Annotated in this window: 16 protein-coding genes; 11 read left to right on the top strand and 5 right to left on the bottom strand. The window is 57.2% G+C overall.

The features are described 5' to 3' along the window. Window positions 1-85: 85 nt before the first annotated feature. Window positions 86-3,208: an efflux RND transporter permease subunit gene (locus H6G62_RS13040; protein ID WP_190495769.1), complete on the bottom strand. Its 3,123-nt coding sequence runs from the start codon at window positions 3,206-3,208 to the stop codon at window positions 86-88. A 215-nt stretch (window positions 3,209-3,423) separates the two neighbouring features. Continuing rightward, complete coding sequence (locus tag H6G62_RS13045; protein WP_190495771.1) at window positions 3,424-4,092, bottom strand: cobalt transporter; 669 nt, start codon at window positions 4,090-4,092, stop codon at window positions 3,424-3,426. Window positions 4,093-4,268: 176 nt separating this feature from the next. Between H6G62_RS13045 and H6G62_RS13050 the strand changes: the two genes are divergently transcribed. From H6G62_RS13050 to H6G62_RS13075, 6 genes are all read left to right on the top strand, one after another. Next, window positions 4,269-4,610 carry a DUF433 domain-containing protein gene (locus tag H6G62_RS13050; RefSeq protein ID WP_190495772.1) on the top strand — a complete coding sequence of 114 codons (342 nt, stop codon included), beginning with the start codon at window positions 4,269-4,271 and terminating at the stop codon, window positions 4,608-4,610. 78 nt (window positions 4,611-4,688) lie between these two features. Then, entirely contained in the window at window positions 4,689-4,877 is a 189-nt protein-coding gene (locus tag H6G62_RS13055; RefSeq protein WP_347239352.1) for a type II toxin-antitoxin system HicB family antitoxin, read from the top strand. Next, the gene (locus tag H6G62_RS13060; protein ID WP_190495776.1) at window positions 4,877-5,104 is read left to right on the top strand and encodes a type II toxin-antitoxin system HicA family toxin; all 228 of its coding nucleotides are present in this window, start codon (window positions 4,877-4,879) and stop codon (window positions 5,102-5,104) included. Before H6G62_RS13055 ends, H6G62_RS13060 begins: the two co-directional genes overlap by 1 nt. 89 nt (window positions 5,105-5,193) lie before the next feature. After that, window positions 5,194-5,889, top strand: a complete 696-nt coding sequence (rppA, locus tag H6G62_RS13065) for a two-component system response regulator RppA (RefSeq protein ID WP_190495778.1) — start codon at window positions 5,194-5,196, stop codon at window positions 5,887-5,889. 4 nt (window positions 5,890-5,893) lie between these two features. Then, window positions 5,894-7,318 (top strand): two-component system sensor histidine kinase RppB, encoded by a 1,425-nt coding sequence (gene rppB / locus H6G62_RS13070; RefSeq protein WP_190495780.1) that lies wholly within the window; start codon window positions 5,894-5,896, stop codon window positions 7,316-7,318. A 156-nt stretch (window positions 7,319-7,474) separates the two neighbouring features. Beyond that, window positions 7,475-8,890, top strand: a complete 1,416-nt coding sequence (locus H6G62_RS13075; protein WP_242051980.1) for an ammonium transporter — start codon at window positions 7,475-7,477, stop codon at window positions 8,888-8,890. A gap of 100 nt (window positions 8,891-8,990) precedes the next feature. Here H6G62_RS13075 and H6G62_RS13080 read toward each other — a convergent pair whose 3' ends face one another. From H6G62_RS13080 to H6G62_RS13090, 3 genes are all read right to left on the bottom strand, one after another. Then, window positions 8,991-9,578, bottom strand: a complete 588-nt coding sequence (locus tag H6G62_RS13080; protein WP_190495784.1) for a Uma2 family endonuclease — start codon at window positions 9,576-9,578, stop codon at window positions 8,991-8,993. Between the two features lie 127 nt (window positions 9,579-9,705). After that, entirely contained in the window at window positions 9,706-10,671 is a 966-nt protein-coding gene (locus H6G62_RS13085; protein WP_190495834.1) for a ribose-phosphate pyrophosphokinase, read from the bottom strand. 332 nt (window positions 10,672-11,003) lie between these two features. After that, window positions 11,004-11,321: a DUF3067 family protein gene (locus H6G62_RS13090; protein WP_190495835.1), complete on the bottom strand. Its 318-nt coding sequence runs from the start codon at window positions 11,319-11,321 to the stop codon at window positions 11,004-11,006. Between the two features lie 444 nt (window positions 11,322-11,765). Between H6G62_RS13090 and petC the strand changes: the two genes are divergently transcribed. The 5 genes from petC (at window position 11,766) to H6G62_RS13115 (ending at window position 17,416) form a co-directional block, all read left to right on the top strand. Beyond that, window positions 11,766-12,308, top strand: coding sequence for a cytochrome b6-f complex iron-sulfur subunit (petC, locus tag H6G62_RS13095; protein WP_190495786.1), 543 nt, complete (start codon window positions 11,766-11,768; stop codon window positions 12,306-12,308). Window positions 12,309-12,366: 58 nt separating this feature from the next. Next, window positions 12,367-13,332: a cytochrome f gene (gene petA, locus H6G62_RS13100; protein WP_190495791.1), complete on the top strand. Its 966-nt coding sequence runs from the start codon at window positions 12,367-12,369 to the stop codon at window positions 13,330-13,332. A gap of 349 nt (window positions 13,333-13,681) precedes the next feature. Then, a complete protein-coding gene (gene typA, locus H6G62_RS13105; protein ID WP_190495793.1) occupies window positions 13,682-15,472 on the top strand; it encodes a translational GTPase TypA in 1,791 nt (596 codons plus the stop codon). Window positions 15,473-15,657: 185 nt separating this feature from the next. After that, on the top strand, window positions 15,658-16,521 hold the full coding sequence (locus tag H6G62_RS13110) for an inositol monophosphatase family protein (RefSeq protein WP_190495795.1): 864 nt from the start codon (window positions 15,658-15,660) through the stop codon (window positions 16,519-16,521). Window positions 16,522-16,732: 211 nt separating this feature from the next. Next, on the top strand, window positions 16,733-17,416 hold the full coding sequence (locus tag H6G62_RS13115) for a Crp/Fnr family transcriptional regulator (RefSeq protein ID WP_190495797.1): 684 nt from the start codon (window positions 16,733-16,735) through the stop codon (window positions 17,414-17,416). Window positions 17,417-17,490: the final 74 nt, after the last annotated feature.

The following is a 17,490-nucleotide window of genomic DNA, read 5'->3' on the forward strand; positions in this document are numbered from 1 at the left end:
TTGGGGGTAAATAAGGGGCCACCTTTCCTGAAGGCATGATGATTAAGCCGTTTCAGGGGATAAAATCCGCCTATTTCGGAGCTTTTTAGGGTGCTTTGCCTGATATCCATTTAGGCATCAGCCATTTGCCAAATTTGGCGTAGAGGGCGGGAATCACCAGCAGGGTCAACGCGGTGGAGGTGAACAGGCCACCCAGCACGACGATGGCCAAGGGTTGGAGGATTTCATTCCCGGCACCGCTGGCCAGGGCTAGGGGCAGCATCCCCAGGGCTGAGGTGAGGGCGGTCATCAGAATGGCGTTGACCCGGTCGAGGGAGCCGCCGATGATCACGGTTTTGAGGGGCATTCCCTGGGCAAAGCGGTGGTTGTAGTTGTCCACGAGTAATAGACCATTCCGTACCGCCACGCCGAATAGGGTAATGAAGCCAATCAGCGAGGCGATGGACATCACGCCCCCGGTGAGCAAAATCGAGGCAATGCCCCCCACCAGGGCCAAGGGCAGGTTGATCATAATGGCGACGGTAGCCGGGAGGGATTTCACGGAGAAGAACATCAGCACCGTAATCACAATCGCCGCCAACAGGCTGTAGACCAAAAGGCTACGGCTGGCCCGTTGTTCCGACTCGAACTGGCCCCCGTACTGAATGAAGTAGCCGCTGGGTAGAGTCACGTTTTGCCGAATCTGGGTCTGAATATCTCCCACCACGCTGCCCAAATCGCGCTCGGCCACGTTGGCGGAAACCACAATCAGCCGCGATACGTCTTCCCGGTTCACCACGTTGGCCCCCATGCCGTAATCGACCGTGGCCACATCGCCCAGGGAAATCATGTCGCCCGTGGGGGTGGCAATGGGGATGGCGCGAATGGCGTCTAGATTATTACGAGCTGCTTCTGGCAAAGACACCACCACGTTAACGAGCTGCTGATTTTCCGGCACTTGGGAGACAATCCGCCCGTTCAGCGCCGTTTCTACCACCTCAGAAATCGCCGCCATGCTCAGGCCGTAGCGGGCGGCGGCGGTGCGGTCGTACTGAATCTGCACCTGGCGAATGGGCAGTTGCGGCTCTAACTGAAGGTCTACCACGCCTGCAATCGGTTCGATGGTGTCGCGCACCTGTTCGCCCAGGCGGCGCAGTTCTGCCAAATCGGGGCCAAAGATTTTGATGGCGATGGCGCTGCGCACCCCCGACAGCACCTCATCCATGCGGTGGGAGATGAACCCACCCACGTTGGGGGCTACTCCCGGCAGGGCCAAGAAGGCTTGCCGTAATTCCTGAATGCTGGCCTCCCGGTCTTCGAGGGCTAGGTCGCTGAGTTCGATATCCACATGGGCCATGTTCACCCCGGCCCCATCAGCATCGCCAGGGGTACGGCCCGCCCGCACCTGTACCCACTTATAGAGGGGATTGTCCTGGAGCGAGTTGGCCAACGCGATCCCTGCCCCTTGGGTGATATCCAGCGAAACGCCCGGAAACAGCACCATGGAATTGACCAGGGAGGTTTCCTGGAATTCCGGCAAAAACACCCGTCCCAAGGAGGGCACCACCGCCATCGCCCCCACCAGCAACGCCAGCGCCAAGGCCAAGATGACCTGGGGTGCCCGAAGGGCTAGGTTCAGCAGGGGACGGTAAAGCCGTTCTGCCATCCGGGATACGAACGTACCTTCCTGGGGCAAGGTCTGATTCGCCAGCAGAATCGCGCACAGGGCCGGGGAGAGGGTCATCGCCACCAGGGTGGAAGCCATGATAGACAGCAGATAGGCCAAACCCATGGGCGCAAAGATCCGCCCTTCCACCCCGGTGAGGCTAAAGATGGGGGCAAACACCACGACGATGATCACCGTGGAGAAAATCACCGCCAGCCGCACCTCCACCGAGGTGTCGTAGACCACCTGGAAGGGGTGCTTTGGGTTGCCCTGGGCCTGGTTGGCGCGTAGCCCCCGATAGCAGTTTTCCATGTCCACAATCGAGTCGTCCACCACCGAGCCAATGGCCACCACCAAACCACCGAGGGTCATGGTGTTGATGCCGAGGCCAAAGGCGTTCATGAACATCAGACCAATCAGCAGCGACAGGGGAATGGCGCTGAGGGTGATGATGGCGGTGCGCCAGTTCATCAAAAACAGCAGCATGATGATGGAGACGATAACAATGCCCTGAATGAGCGAACCGCTGACGTTACCAATGGCCGAATCGATAAAGTTCGCCTGCCGGAAGGTGCGAACCATCTGCACATCGGCGGGAAAGGTGGGCCGCAAATCGGCGATCACCGCCTCCACGGCACGGGTGACGGTGGGGGTATCCACATCGGGCTGCTTGGTGATCATTAGCACCACGGCAGGCTGGCCGTTAAAGCTGGCATCGCCTCGCTTCAGGGCCGCTCCGGTCTGCACCTCGGCCACCTCTTGCAGCAAAATCGGCTCACCATTCTCGACCTTCACCACCGACTGCTGAAGATCCTCGATGGTCTGGATTTGCCCCAACCCACGAATCAGCAACTCCTGACCGCCGCCAATCAAAAAGCCCCCCGGTGCGTTGGCATTCGCCCCACGGGCCGCAGCGGTGACTTCGTTCAGGGCCACATTGCGCTGCCGCAGTTGGTCGGGGTCAACCAACACCTGCTCCTGCCGCTCCTCGCCGCCGTAGACCGTCACCTGCGTCACCCCCGGCACCGACAAAATCTGCTGGCTGAGGGTAGTCTCCACCAAACGACGCAGATCCATCATCGAGGTTTGGCCCTGACCGCTCTGGCTATCGAGGGTGAAGGCGTACATCAAAATCGTGCCCAAGGGCGAGGCTAGGGGCGAAAGTTCCGGCTGGTGGGCACCCGCTGGCAACTGGCCACTCACCTGTTGCAGCCGCTCGGTGACGGACTGCCGCGCCTGGGCAATGTCGGCCTCTTGGTCAAACACCACACTCACCATCGACAGCCCCACCTTGGAGGAAGATCGCACGGTGGTCACTCCCGGCAGACCATTCACCACGCTTTCGATGGGCACGGTGATTTGGGTCTCCACCTCCTCCGGGGCAAGGCCAGGGGCTTCGGTGTGGATGTCCACCTGGGGCGGCGCAAATTCGGGGAATACATCCATCGGCATCTGGGACACGGTGAACACGCCCCAGATCGTTACGACAATGGCCACCGCCACAATAAACCACCGCTGGGCAATGGAATTTTTGAGCGTCTGATTGAGCAGGGAATTCAACATTTTGGTCGGGTCTACAAAGAAATTTTGACGATTGAAAAGAGGTAGGGATGGGCGCACTGCTTGGATGCCAAGCCGCCCTCACCCTAAATCCCTCTCCCTTGAGGAGAGGGACTTTGAAGATAGTTTCTGGCTCCCCTCTCCTCCCTGGGAGAGGGGCTGGGGGTGAGGGCTAGGAACCTAGGCCCAAGGACATTTCCCGACGGCTCGAATGTCCCCTACTTATCGGAATAAGTGCCCTCGGAGAATCGGCTTTTTTTCTTGCGGCTGCTCAAAACGGCCATCGTCCCAGTGCCCACAGCGGCCACCGCCCCTAAACCGACCAATAGCCCCACCGGAAATCCCCCAGAGGTCTCTGCTGCTTGGGCAACTTCACTGGTCGGAGTAGCGGTTTCGCTGGTTTCCATCGGGGCTTCGCTGGTCGCCGGAGCCTCGGTTGCCACGGGGGCCGTTTCGGCAGCGGGTTCAGCCTCAGCGGCCTGGGTTTTGCGCGACTCTGCATAGAGGGTGAGGCTGCCCTGCGTCACCAACTGTTCGCCCACCGATAGCCCTTCGGTGACGGCAATCAAATCGCCCTGGGTGCTGCCAATGGTCACATCCACGGGTTCGTAGAAATTCTCGTACTGCACAAACACCAACTGCCGCCCGTTGTCATCCACCAGGGCCGTAATGGGAATCAGCACCGCCCCGCTACCGTCTGCCGCCGCCTCAATGGGGTTGACCTGAATGCCCATCAGAGAGTCGGTTTCGGCGTTGACCTGCACTCGGTTGACGCCGCCCTCGGCCTGAAATTCATCGCCGTGGCCAACGTGGGCGACGGTATGGGGCGCGTGGAGCATCACTCCCAAAGTCAACAGGGCAGAACTGAGTAATAAAGCGGGTTTCATTGGACCTCCTCACGGCAACTTGCACAAAAGCTCTGACAGGATGCCATGGGAGAGATGAAAACCGAGTGAAATGGTGCCGTGAAAGCCGGAGCAATTGCCAGGAGGGAAAAAGACAGACTGATTCAAGCCCTCGCCGTACAATGAACGTAAGCCAAGCCAAAGGGCAACCCCCTGCCATGAGTCCACAACTTCAGTTCCAAACTACGGCTCCCCCTTTCCGCTGGGACGAGGTTGGGGGAATTCGCATCGGCCAAAGTCGGGTGACGTTGGATAGCCTCCTAGCCTCCTATCACAATGGTTTCACCCCCGAAGAAATTGCTGTTCAGTATCCGGTGCTAAACCTAGCCGATATCTATGGGGCCATTGCCTACTATTTATCCCATCCCCAACAGATAGATGCCTACCTGGAACAGCGACAAAAAGCCGCTCAGCAACGCAGACAACAGCTTACTCAAGCTAATAATCTCAGCGATTTAAAACAGCGCTTGCTGAACCGCTCTCAAGCTCAACGAGACTGAGACAGTGCGATTACTGATAAATGTATGGATCAGACATTTCGTGAAGGGTAAGACATGATACCTAAAGAATTCTATGTAGTGATTGAACGTGATGAGGATGGTCTCTATGTTGGGGAAGTCCCTCAACTCAAGGCTTGCTACAGCCAGGGCGAAACCATTGACGAACTAATGATTAACATCCGAGAAGTCATTGAAATGTGCTTAGAAGAACTAGAAGAAGTAGAGACTACAACTGAGTTTGTCGGCGTCCAAAGGCTGATTGTCTAATGCCAAAGCTTCCTAGTGTAACGGCACAAGGACTCATTGCTGCCCTAGAAAAAATAGACTTTTTGGTTATCCGCCAAAAGGGAAGCCATGTGCGGATGAAACATGAGGACGGCAGAGTCGTGACGATTCCCGTTCATGCTGGCAAGGATATCGGCAAAGGTTTGCTGCTAAAAATCTTGCGAGATGCTGACCTTTCAAAAGAAGATTTGATTGACCTGCTGAAGTAGGCTGCTTCTAGGCGCTACGGAGTCGATGAAATTCAGGTGAAATGGCGGCTCTTTCTGTAGAATCAACCTCGTGGTGAGGGTTGGGCGCAATGCGAGTGTTGCTGGTGGAAGACGAGGAAGACCTGGGGCAGGCGATCAAGCAAGTCCTCATTGGCGAGAAGTATGTGGTGGATTGGGTGACGGATGGCGATCAAGCCTGGTATTGCCTAGAGCAGCAATGGGCTGACTATACGGTGGCGATTTTTGACTGGCTGTTGCCGAAGCTATCGGGGTTGGAATTGTGTCAGCGGTTGCGGGCGCAGCAGAACCCCTTGCCTGTGTTGATGCTGACGGCCTTGGGGCAGCCGGAAAACCGGGTGGCGGGGCTGGATGCGGGGGCAGATGATTATTTGGTGAAACCCTTTGTGATGGCGGAATTGTTGGCGCGGCTACGGGCATTGCAGCGGCGGTCACCTCAGCTTCAGCCTCAAACTTTGGCGGTGGGGCGCTTTACTTTGGATGACGCCAATTCTACGCTTTGGGTGATGCAGGATGGGCAACCGAGTCAGTCCATTCCCCTAACGCTGAAGGAGTTTCAGGTGTTGGCCTACCTAATGCAGAACGGCGACCGAATTATCCCTGGTAGCAAACTGCGTACCCAACTGTGGGATATGGATGACGAACCCGTTAGCAATGTGGTGGCGGCTCACATTCGTCTCTTACGGCGCAAACTGGCTAACTACGGCTGCGATTGCCCGATTGAAACCATTCCAGGCCAGGGATATCGGTTTAATTCGTCAACGTAACTCTATGGATAGCCAATCATTGTTTCGTCGGAGTCGTGCCCGTTTGGCCCTGTGGTATGCCGGGGTGATGGCGGTGATTTTGGGGCTGTCGGGGTTTGGCATTTATCGGGTGTTGCTGCAAGCCAATTGGGTGGCTCTAGAGCGGGAAATTGAATCGATTGCGGGCACCCTTCACGACAGCCTAGAACCGCTGCTGCTGCCTGCGGAAAATCCTACGGAGTTGTTGCAGCAAATTTTCCCAGATCTGTGCATCGCTGGACAGGTTTGTAGCTCAACAACAACCCTAATTCAGCGCCACACCATCGGCATTAGCGACCGCCGCAGCTACTACATTCGTCTGTACGACCACCACGGCACCCTGTTGGCCTATTCGCCCAACCATCCCCTACCGCTGCCCCTAGATCTCAATCCCGCCCCTTGGCAAACCCTCCAGGCCGACGCTGGCCCCCGTTATCGGCAGTTCACTACCATTTTGCACGCCGCCCACAGCCACCCAAACTCCAGCGAAGTTCACAGCCATGGTTCCTGGGGCTATCTGCAAATTGGCCGCACCCTCGCCCCGTTTGATACCGAAGTGCAGCGGCTGCGGTGGATTTTGGCGGTGGGGTTGCCCGTAGCCTTGGGCGTCGTTGCCCTGTCTAGCTGGGGGCTGGCGGGGTTGGCGATGCGGCCTTTGTACCAGGCCTACCAGCAACAGCAGCAGTTTACCGCCGATGTGGCCCACGAACTGCGGTCGCCCCTGGCCAGTCTGTTGGCTACCGTGGAGGCCATTCTACGGTTGCCCCCCGATCAGCCGCAGGAGATTTCTCCCATGCTGCACACTGTAGAGCGGCAGGGACGCCGTCTCAGTCAACTGATCGCCGATCTGCTCTTGCTCTCGGTGCTAGAACAGAACACGACCCTCCCAACCCTCCAGCCCTGTTGCTTAAACGACATCGTTGCCGACCTCACCGAGGAACTGGCTGAGTTGGCGAGTGCGACGGATATTCACCTCGGTTGCCAGATTCCCGACGAACCCATCTACGTCATGGGAGATGAGTCGCAACTGTACCGTTTGGTGTCGAATGTGATGGTCAACGCCATTCACTACACGCCGCCCGGAGGCTCAGTAGTGGTGAGGCTTGCTACCCACGACCACACAGCCACCCTTACGGTGAAGGATACCGGGATTGGCATTCCTGCCCAAGAGCAAGCCCATATTTTTGAACGTTTTTATCGGGTAGATAGTGATCGTTCCCGCAAAACAGGCGGCACCGGGCTGGGCCTCGCCATTGCCCAGGCGATTGTGCAACGCCACCAGGGAACCCTTGGGGTGGACAGTCAGCCAGGACAAGGGAGCTTATTCACCCTTTCCCTTGCTTGTTTGAATGGCCGACTGCCCCTTGGACATGGAAATAGCGAAAGGGGCTCAAAAAAAACAGGTGGGTAATGGGATATACCGCTACTTCAGAATTTCCCGCAGTTGCTATAGTCCTTAAGGATTTGGCATTGGCATTGGAGATCAAAAAATCCCATGGTACAGCAGCGTAGTGGTGTGTCGCGTCCTCTTATCAGGAGTGTTATCAGCCGTCGAAAGCGATGGATAATGGCCCTCCCCTGGGCACTGGGATTAGGGTTTGGCGGCGCATTGGCCCTCAGTCCCTCGGTGTTCGCCCAGGTAGAATCCCCGGTTATGGTGACCACTACTGCCCTCACCCCCGAATCCCTTCAGGTGGCGTTGGATACCCTATGGGTATTGGTGGCGGGATTTTTAGTATTTTTCATGAATGCCGGGTTCTGCATGTTAGAAACCGGGTTCTGCCGCAGCAAAAATGCCGTCAACCTCCTGGCCAAAAACCTGATTGTCTTCGGTCTATCCACCCTGGCCTTTTGGGTGCTGGGCTTTGGGCTAATGTTTGGCGATGGCAATGGGATTTCTGGCTATTCCGGCTTTTTCCTCAGTGGATCCGACAACAGCCCCGCCACCGGAGACGCCTACCAAGGAGTCTACGACTCCCTCAGTTGGGCTGGGGTCCCTCTGAAGGCCAAGTTTTTCTTTCAACTCGCCTTTGCCGGAACCGCCGCCACCATCGTCTCTGGTGCCGTGGCTGAGCGCATTAAGTTCCTCGCCTTCTTTGTGTTTAGCCTGCTGCTGGTAGGCATTTCCTACCCCATTACGGGTCACTGGATTTGGGGTGGCGGCTTCCTAGCGGAACTGGGATTCTACGACTTTGCCGGATCCACCGTAGTGCATTCCGTCGGCGGTTGGGCGGCGTTGATTGGGGCGATCCTACTTGGCCCTCGGATCGGACGTTACCAACAGCGGCCCATCGCCATGCCGGGACACAACCTCAGCCTTTCCGCCCTGGGCTGTTTGATTCTGTGGCTGGGCTGGTTTGGGTTCAATCCCGGTTCCACCATGGCCGCCGATCCCTTTGCCATCAGCCACATTGTGGTTACCACCAACCTCGCTGGAGCCATGGGTGCCCTGGCCGCCACTGTCACCTCCTGGATCTACCTTGACAAACCCGACCTCTCGATGATTATCAACGGCGTATTGGCGGGGCTGGTGGGCATCACCGCCTCCTGCGCCTATGTCAGCGTTGGCAGCGCCGCCTTGATTGGCCTGTTGGCAGGGGTAATAGTGGTGTTTTCAGTCACGTTTGTTGACCGCCTCAAAATTGATGACCCTGTAGGGGCAATTTCCGTCCACCTTGTTTGCGGCGTGTGGGGTACCCTAGCCGTAGGACTATTCAGTGTTGGCCCCGGCATCTACCCCTGGTACGGCACCGACGGTAGCCCCCTGACGGGCCTGTTTATGGGTGGCGGACTGACTCAAATCTTCATCCAACTGCTGGGCATTGTGGCCGTTGCCGCGTTTACCGCGCTGTTTAGCCTCGTAAGCTGGCTCATTATCAAAGTCACCATCGGCATCCGAGTCTCCGCCACCGAGGAACAAACGGGCCTCGACCTGGGCGAACACGCCATGGAAGCCTACCCCGAATTTGAGATTACCCACTAGCAAGCCTCAGTAGATCGAAAAGTCCATGCAGCCCCCACCCCCAGATCCTCTCCGACATTAGGAGATGGCTGGGGGTGTAGCTTGCTTCCCGAAGGGTGGGCTAGATCACAGCCTCAGGAATTTCAGGCTCAGGAAAAGTCACATCCTCATAGAGATCCGCAATCTCCCCGTCCCAATTCACGCTGGTCAGAACAACTCGATCCCCTTCGCCGTAGGGATACAGCACCCACAGCCCCTCGGCATTGCGGCGAAACACCTCTACCTGCTGCCGTGTTTGGGAAATCAGCACGTACTCTTCCATGCTCTCCAAATGGCGGTAATCAGCAAACTTGTTGCCCCGGTCAAAGGCTTCGGTACTCTCAGACAAGACTTCTACAATCAGGCAGGGATGCTGCTTGTAGGTGCTGAGGGCTGTATCTCGCTCGTCGCACGTCACCATCACATCAGGATAGTAGAAGCGATTGCGCTCCTCAATGCGGGCTTTCATATCTAGGGCATAGGCCCGACAGCCTCGATCGCGCAGATGTCCTCGCAACAGTGCCCACAGGTTAAGTGCTAGGGTGACATGGGCATCGGTGCCCCCGGCCATGGCGTAAACGTCCCCATCCCGATACTCGTGCTTGATGGGGCTGTCGGCTTCGGCAGCGAGGTAGGCTTCTGGGGAAACGTAGTTGAAGGCGGCAACCATAGTGCTACGGGTCTTCTGACGCTGGATTCCTGGTTTTGGTCAGCGAACCCTAAATCCTGGTGGATGACCTCTGGTTGGGGAGGGCGAGGGAATCTCGCCTCTACTGTGCAATTTAGCGGAGATCCATCTAGCGGAACATGCTGCTGACGGAGCTTTCCTCGTGGATGCGCCAGATGGCTTCACCGAGGAGGTTGGCCATGGAGAGGACGGTGAGCTGCTCAAACTGGCGGGCGGTGGTCATGGGAATGGTGTTGGTGACAATCACTTCCTCAAACAAACCGCTGGAGAGCCGCTCCACCGCCGGAGGCGAAAAGACGGGGTGGGTGGCGCAGGCATAAACCTGGCGTGCCCCTTCCTTCTTCAAGAGTCTGGCCCCTTCGCAGATGGTGCCTGCGGTGTCGATCATGTCGTCTACCAGCACCGCCGTTTTGCCATGCACATCGCCAATCACGTTCATGACTTCCGCCACGTTGTGGGCTTGGCGGCGTTTGTCGATGATAGCGAGAGGCGCGTCGTTGAGCTTTTTGGCAAAGGCACGGGCACGGGCTACACCGCCCACATCCGGAGACACCACTACCAAATCCTCTAGCTTTTTGCTGGCGATGTAGTCAATCAGTACCGGGGTGCCGTAGACATGGTCGCAGGGAATATCAAAATAGCCCTGAATTTGGGCCGAGTGCAGGTCAATGGCAAGCACCCGACTGGCCCCCGCCTTAGCCACTAGGTTAGCCACCAGCTTGGCGGTGATGGATTCGCGTCCGGCGGTTTTGCGGTCGGCCCTAGCATAACCGTAGTAGGGCACCACCGCTGTAATTTGACGGGCTGAGGCTCGACGGCAGGCATCCACCATAATCAGCAGTTCCATCAGGTGATCGTTCACCGGATGGCAGGTGGGCTGGATTAAGTAGACATCGCAGCCCCGAATGGATTCTTGAATTTGAATGTAGAGTTCACCGTCGGCGAACCGCTTACGCACCATCGGCCCTAGGTCGGTACCGAGATAGCGGGCCACTTCACGGGCAAGTTCGACGTTGGCGGAACCGGAAAAGAGCTTTAGACGATTGTTGTCGCTAAAGGCGGGAAGCGACGGCATCTGTACCGGTAGGGTGGCAGAACGAATCACAGCAGGCCCCTCTGAGCATGTTCACCTAGGAAATCCTAACATTCCCAAATCAAAACCTTCTGAGCATTTATCCTCATTTCAAGGACGAATGTAATCGGGAAACTACGTGATCCTGGGCGGGGCAGCGGTAGCCCCAGCGGTGAAACCCTGACCCCAGAAGCTTGCAATCAAGGAGCCAAAATGACCTGTCCGCCAGCGATTATCCCGGTTTGGGATGTTATCGCCCGTTGACAGATGGTCAGAATCCTAGGCTTCCATCCTCCCAGAGCGTGCCCTACAACCGATGCACCGGAGGGGAAACCCTAGAACTCATCGGCCAACCATTCCAACGCCCGATCCCCTAGGGCCAAGGGAATACTCACCGCCTTACCCAAACGTGGCTTTTCACGGGTTTCGGCGATCCAAGTTTGCACGTAGGCGCTTTGCCCCCACTCATTCAGGTACAGCGCCACCTGGTTGAGGTGGGCCAAATAGTCTTCCTCGCTGAGGGGAAAGGAGGCTTGCTCTAGGTAGCGCCACATCACCTGGAGGAAGATTTTGCCCTGGGTGCGGCGCAGTTGAAGGTCGTAGGAGTAGCCCCACTTGTCCACCAATAGGGTGTGTAAATCCTGTCCGGTCATCGCGCCTCCTAGGGTTGCCGCCCGTCCTGCTTGATACATTTCTTTACGATACGGTGTCGGAATTAACCTTGATCTTAAGGGGCCAAAAATAGGTGTAATGGGCTAAAAACGAGGATTTATCAGATAAACCACGCTTTCAAAACCGCATTTTCCCGCTAGATACGCATTTTAAGCCCTGATAAATGGCATAATCCAATTTTCTTCCATCAAGGCGGAAGGCAATCTCTCCCCCTCGGCGGGCCATCGTTGAACGCCACGAATCTGAGAACATCATGGTGCAATAATACGATTGGTTAAGTTCTAGGCTTCCGTGGGAGTGGTTTTGCGCTCTGTCGGCCCAGGCGATGGCGCTGTAACGGCGCGGTTTTGGTCGGCGGTGGCACAGCCTAGGGAGCGTGGATAGCTGCTGATAATACATTTGAACGGGTACACCAGTCTTAAATTATGACTCAAGTTTCTGGAACCTCCGATGTCCCCGATTTGGGGCGTCGCCAATTTATGAACCTGCTGACCTTCGGGGCGGCTACGGGAACTGTCCTGGGCATGCTCTACCCGGTGGTCAAATATTTTGTCCCGCCCTCTAGCGGCGGCGGCGGCGGTGGGGTCACGGCCAAAAACGAACTGGGTAACGACGTGATCGCCAGTTCATTCTTGGCGGCCCACAACCCCGGTGATCGCGTCCTGGTACAAGGGCTGAAGGGCGACCCCACCTACCTGGTGGTCAAAGACAATGGCAGCCTAGAAAGCTACGGCATCAACTCCATCTGCACCCACCTGGGCTGCGTGGTGCCCTGGAACGCCAGCGAAAACAAGTTTATGTGCCCCTGCCACGGCTCCCAGTACGATGCCACGGGTAAGGTGGTGCGCGGCCCTGCGCCCCTGTCTCTGGCCTTGGCCCATGCCGATGTCACCGAAGACGACAAGGTTTCCCTCACCAACTGGACGGAAACCGACTTCCGCACTGGCGAAGGTCCCTGGTGGGCCTAGGGTCAACCGTCCCTAGCCGGTCTCCATGACACACTCCATAGCTATGACACATACACCCATGACTGCATTCATCTCATCGGTGCGTCGTTGGCGGCCAGTTGCCGTTGCCTTTGCCACCGTTCTTCTCGTCTTGGGCGGGGTGCTGGTTCAGCCCCAACCCGCCGCCGCCTACCCCTTCTGGGCACAGGAAAACTACGCCAACCCCCGCGAAGCCACGGGCCGCATCGTGTGCGCCAACTGCCACCTAGCCGCCAAGCCCACTAAGGTAGAAGTGCCCCAGGCGGTGCTGCCCGACACCGTTTTTCCCCTCAAGGTAGAAATTCCCTACGACCTAAATACTCAGCAGGTGCTGGGTGATGGCAGCAAGGGTGGCCTCAACGTCGGTGCCGTGGTGGTGCTGCCCGAGGGCTTTAAGCTTGCCCCAGCGGATCGCATCCCTGAGGACCTGGCCGAAGAAGTGGGTAGCACCTACTTCATGCCCTACAGCGACACCCAGGAAAACATTCTCATCGTTGGGCCTCTGCCCGGTGAGCAGTATCAGGAAATTGTCTTCCCGATTCTCTCCCCCGACCCCGCCACCAACAAAGCGGTGTCCTTTGGTAAGTACCAAATCCACGTTGGCGGCAACCGTGGCCGTGGCCAGGTTTACCCCACCGGGCAAAACAGCAACAACTACGCCGTTAACGCCTCTGCCTCCGGTAGCGTGGCTGCCATTGAAGCCCAGGCTGGCGGTGGCTATGCCGTCTCCATCCTCACCGCTGAGGGCGACACCGTGGTAGACAGCATTCCCGCTGGCCCCGAACTTCTCGTTTCCGAGGGCGACACCGTGGAAGCTGGCAAGCCCCTGACCACCAACCCCAACGTGGGCGGCTTCGGCCAAATGGACACCGAAATTGTGCTGCAAAGCCCCAATCGCATTAAAGGTTTGATCGCCTTTGTGGCCGCCGTCATGCTGACCCAAATCATGCTGGTGCTGAAGAAGAAGCAGGTCGAGCGCGTCCAAGCCGCCGAACTCAGCTTCTAAGGCCCATTCACCATGAATCACTGGGGTGCTCCGGCACCCCTTTTTTATTGGACTAACTCAGCCCTCACCCCCAGCCCCTCTCCTTCCTGGGAGAGGGAAGCAAAACCTCTTCAAAGTCCCTCTCCCAGCTTGGGAGGGGGGTTTAGGGTGAGGGCCAAGGGAATTTAGCGATCTACCAAGCCTGTTTATCGGCGTTTGTTGATGGAAATCGTGACGAGGCTCTGTGCATTACGCTACAATTGTTAAGAGTTTTTGCATATTCGGAACTTATCTTGAGCCTCTGGTTAGCGGGCGCTCCGGCTGAGTTTCGTTGCCCGTTGTTGACCAAGCTATTCCTTTCATTTCCTCTATGACTCTTCCTATCCGCAACGTCGCGATCATTGCCCACGTTGACCACGGTAAAACCACCCTGGTTGATGCGCTGCTGAAGCAATCTGGTATTTTCCGCGAGGGGGAAGAGGTTCCAGACTGCGTTATGGACTCCAACGACCTGGAACGGGAGCGCGGCATCACGATTCTGTCTAAAAACACCGCCGTTCGCTACCAAGACACCCTAATTAATATCGTAGACACCCCTGGCCACGCCGACTTTGGTGGCGAGGTAGAGCGCGTTTTGGGGATGGTTGACGGCTGTATTTTGATTGTGGACGCCAACGAAGGCCCCATGCCCCAGACCCGCTTTGTGCTGAAAAAAGCCCTGGAAAAGGGTCTGCGTCCCATCGTCGTTATCAACAAAATTGACCGCCCCCAGGCCGAACCCCACGGAGCTGTAGATAAGGTGCTGGATCTGTTCCTAGAGCTAGGAGCCGACGACGACCAGTGCGAGTTTCCCTACCTCTTTGCTTCCGGCATGGCAGGTTTTGCCAAGCTGAAGCTGGAAGACGAGAGCGTCGACATGCAGCCCCTGTTCAACTCCATCCTTGATCATGTGCCGCCCCCGGTGGGCGATGTGGACAAGCCCCTTCAGATCCAGGTGACGACCCTCGACTATTCCGAATACCTGGGCCGCATTGTGATTGGGAAAATCCATAACGGCACCATTACCGCCGGACAGCAGGCGGCGCTGATTAAGGAAGACGGCAGCATGGTGAAGTCCAAAATCTCCAAACTGCTGGGTTTTGAAGGACTGCGCCGGATTGAAATTGAGCAGGCTTCCGCTGGCCAAATCGTGGCGTTGGCAGGCTTTGCCGATGCCAATATTGGCGAAACCATTACCTGTCCCAACAACCCCCAAGCCCTGCCGCTAATTAAGGTAGACGAACCCACCCTGCAAATGACCTTCGTGGTCAACGATTCCCCCTTTGCGGGGCAGGAGGGAAGCTTTGTTACTTCCCGGCAACTGCGGGATCGCCTGATGCGGGAACTGGAAACCAACGTGGCCCTGCGGGTGGAACCCACCGACTCTCCGGATCGCTTTGCGGTCTCCGGTCGGGGGGAACTGCACCTGGGCATTTTGATCGAAACCATGCGCCGGGAAGGCTACGAGTTCCAGGTCTCCCAACCCCAGGTGATCTACCGGGAAGTGAACGGTCAACCCTGCGAACCCTACGAACTGCTGATTTTGGACGTGCCCGAAGAGGGCGTGGGCGGCTGTATGGAGCGCCTGGGCCAACGGCGGGCCGAAATGCAGGACATGCGGGTGATGGGCGATGGCCGCGCCACCCTGGAGTTTGTGATTCCGGCACGGGGACTGGTTGGCTTTCGCGGAGAGTTTATGCGCCTGACCCGTGGGGAAGGCATTATGAACCACAGTTTCCTTGACTATCGGCCCCTCTGTGGCGATATCGAGGCCCGCCGCAACGGGGTGTTGATCGCCTTTGAGGAAGGCGTGGCCACCTTCTACGCCCTCAAGAACGCTGAGGATCGTGGCGTGTTCTTCATTACCCCCGGCACTAAGGTGTACAAGGGTATGATTGTGGGCGAGCACAACCGCAACCAGGATCTTGAGCTGAATATCTGCAAAACCAAACAGCTCACCAACCATCGGGCCGCTAGCGGCGACGAACTGGTACAGCTCCAAAGCCCCATCGACATGAGCCTGGAGCGAGCGCTAGAATACATTGGCCCTGAGGAACTGGTGGAAATCACCCCCGAATCCATCCGACTGCGGAAGGTGTCGAAGAAACTGGTGAAGCGCTAAATAACAGCGGTTGTATACCCCAAGGATAGACCTTGATTCCTGCCCTAGGGATCGGGTCTGCCCTCTGAGGGGGGAGATTGGGGTATTGAGCATCGAGCCAGCCTTGCTTCCTGCTCTGAAAGTTGGGCTGGCCTGAAGGCCCCCGATGCCTCACCTGCCCATTCGTTCCACGATCATGACCCATCATGACCCTTAACCCTTCCGATTGTTACGCCATTCGCCACCTGATGACGGTGTGTGGTGACTATGCCCGTCAGCAGGCTCAGATCGGCTTTCAGGTGTTTGAAAAAGGGGTTGATGACTATGTGACCACGGTGGATCGGGCGTTGGATCAGAAGCTGCTGACTGGGTTGCGGGCGCTCTTCCCGAAGGATGGCATTATTACCGAGGAAAATCGGGCGACGGTGCGCCAGTTTCAATCGACCCAGGGGCGGCTATGGTTGATCGACCCCATCGACGGCACCGATGACTTTATCCACGGGCGGGCCGACTATGCGGTGATGGTGGGTCACCTGGTGGATGGTCAGCCCCAGGCGGGATGGATCTATGCCCCGGCCCATGGTCGCCTCTATTGGGGAAATCCAGCGCAGGGGTTGTTTTGGCAGGAAGGGGAAGGTTCGCCACAGTCCTTGCCCCCCGTCAATCCGCCCCTTGTGCCTGGTCAGGGCTGGAATTTGGTGATTGGCGATAAGGATGAGCGGCGGTTTGGGGCAGCGTTGATGGCCCAGTTACCGGGGGTGAATTTTGTCCGGCTCGGCAGTTTCGGCCTTAAGGTGTTGCAGGTGATTACCGGGCAGGCGGGGCTGTATATCTATCTGAATGGTCGAGTGAAACTGTGGGATACCGTTGGCCCTCTGGCCTTGGCCCAAGCCGCTGGGCTGGTTTGTTGCGACCTAGAAGGCAAGCCCCTGGGCTTCACCGAACCCCAGGTAGACCCAGACACCGTGATACATCGTCAGCCCATTGTGGTGGGTTGGCCCCAGTATGTTGACCAGTTTCGGCCCGCCATTCAGCGGGTGGTGACCGCCACCGTTGCTTCGCTCGCCTAGATCCCCTGGGAGATGCTAGCGCCTGCTAATTGGCGACCCTCTAGGATGGTTCTGTCCACCGGGATCTGCCCACCCAACAATGGATAACCGCAGGATCGGATTAGCAACCTGTCAGGGCACAATAGGGATAGCATCTTGGGCCATGCCTCGGCTATAGCCCATGGGGATTGCCCCATTCCAGCCCATGATCTTTCCTTTACGCTTGTCTGCTATGCAGCCCGATACTTTCACCGAGCTTTATCCCCTCTTTAGTGCCGCCAGCCCCGAAACCGTGGAATGGCTGCTCTCCGTGGCTACCCACCACGAATATCCCGCCAATCGGGCCGTGGTGATGGAGGACGCCTGGGGCAATGCCGTCTATTTCATCGAGGCGGGCTGGGTGAAGGTGCGTCGCCATGTGGATGATCGGTTTATTACCCTGGCGGTGTTGGGCAAAGGGGATTTCTTTGGGGAAATGGCGATTTTAGACGAATCCCCCCGTTCTACGGACGTGGTCGCCATGACCGCTGTAACACTGATGAGCATCTCGGCCCAGCGCTTTATCCAAACTCTGTTTAAAGACTCCCAACTGCATCACCGTCTGCTGCAACTGATGGTGCAACGACTGCGCCAAACCAATCTGCGCCTGCAACTGCGCCAACAGCCCCCTGCGGTGAAATTGGCCAACACCCTGGTTTCCCTCCAGGAAGCCTATGGCCAACCCGTAGAGGCTGGGGTTGAGATCCTGAACATGACGCCCCAGGATCTGGCGGATTTGTCAGACATCACCGCCGAAGAAGCCAACAAAATTATGGCCAAGTTAACGGAAAAAGGTTGGGTGATCTCTGATCCCAATCGGGCCGTCCTTACCCTTACCTCCCCCAAACAACTGGCCCACCTCGCGGGTCGCCTGTAATGGCCCAGTCGTCCAACTCACCCATCCGTCGATGGCTATACCTCCCGTCCTTTTGTTCGCCTACTCCAATAGGG

The sequence above is a fragment of the Phormidium sp. FACHB-1136 genome, from assembly GCF_014697375.1.
Taxonomy (GTDB): Bacteria; Cyanobacteriota; Cyanobacteriia; order Phormidesmidales; family Phormidesmidaceae; genus Nodosilinea.

What these genes read in the sequence shown, in the direction of transcription:
- H6G62_RS13040 (WP_190495769.1), bottom strand. Translation starts at nt 3,208, where the DNA reads ATGTTGAATTCCCTGCTCAATCAGACGCTCAAAAATTCCATTGCCCAG.
- H6G62_RS13045 (WP_190495771.1), bottom strand. Translation starts at nt 4,092, where the DNA reads ATGAAACCCGCTTTATTACTCAGTTCTGCCCTGTTGACTTTGGGAGTG.
- H6G62_RS13050 (WP_190495772.1), top strand. Translation starts at nt 4,269, where the DNA reads ATGAGTCCACAACTTCAGTTCCAAACTACGGCTCCCCCTTTCCGCTGG.
- H6G62_RS13060 (WP_190495776.1), top strand. Translation starts at nt 4,877, where the DNA reads ATGCCAAAGCTTCCTAGTGTAACGGCACAAGGACTCATTGCTGCCCTA.
- rppA (WP_190495778.1), top strand. Translation starts at nt 5,194, where the DNA reads ATGCGAGTGTTGCTGGTGGAAGACGAGGAAGACCTGGGGCAGGCGATC.
- rppB (WP_190495780.1), top strand. Translation starts at nt 5,894, where the DNA reads ATGGATAGCCAATCATTGTTTCGTCGGAGTCGTGCCCGTTTGGCCCTG.
- H6G62_RS13075 (WP_242051980.1), top strand. Translation starts at nt 7,475, where the DNA reads ATGGCCCTCCCCTGGGCACTGGGATTAGGGTTTGGCGGCGCATTGGCC.
- H6G62_RS13080 (WP_190495784.1), bottom strand. Translation starts at nt 9,578, where the DNA reads ATGGTTGCCGCCTTCAACTACGTTTCCCCAGAAGCCTACCTCGCTGCC.
- H6G62_RS13085 (WP_190495834.1), bottom strand. Translation starts at nt 10,671, where the DNA reads ATGCCGTCGCTTCCCGCCTTTAGCGACAACAATCGTCTAAAGCTCTTT.
- H6G62_RS13090 (WP_190495835.1), bottom strand. Translation starts at nt 11,321, where the DNA reads ATGACCGGACAGGATTTACACACCCTATTGGTGGACAAGTGGGGCTAC.
- petC (WP_190495786.1), top strand. Translation starts at nt 11,766, where the DNA reads ATGACTCAAGTTTCTGGAACCTCCGATGTCCCCGATTTGGGGCGTCGC.
- petA (WP_190495791.1), top strand. Translation starts at nt 12,367, where the DNA reads ATGACTGCATTCATCTCATCGGTGCGTCGTTGGCGGCCAGTTGCCGTT.
- typA (WP_190495793.1), top strand. Translation starts at nt 13,682, where the DNA reads ATGACTCTTCCTATCCGCAACGTCGCGATCATTGCCCACGTTGACCAC.
- H6G62_RS13110 (WP_190495795.1), top strand. Translation starts at nt 15,658, where the DNA reads ATGACCCTTAACCCTTCCGATTGTTACGCCATTCGCCACCTGATGACG.
- H6G62_RS13115 (WP_190495797.1), top strand. Translation starts at nt 16,733, where the DNA reads ATGCAGCCCGATACTTTCACCGAGCTTTATCCCCTCTTTAGTGCCGCC.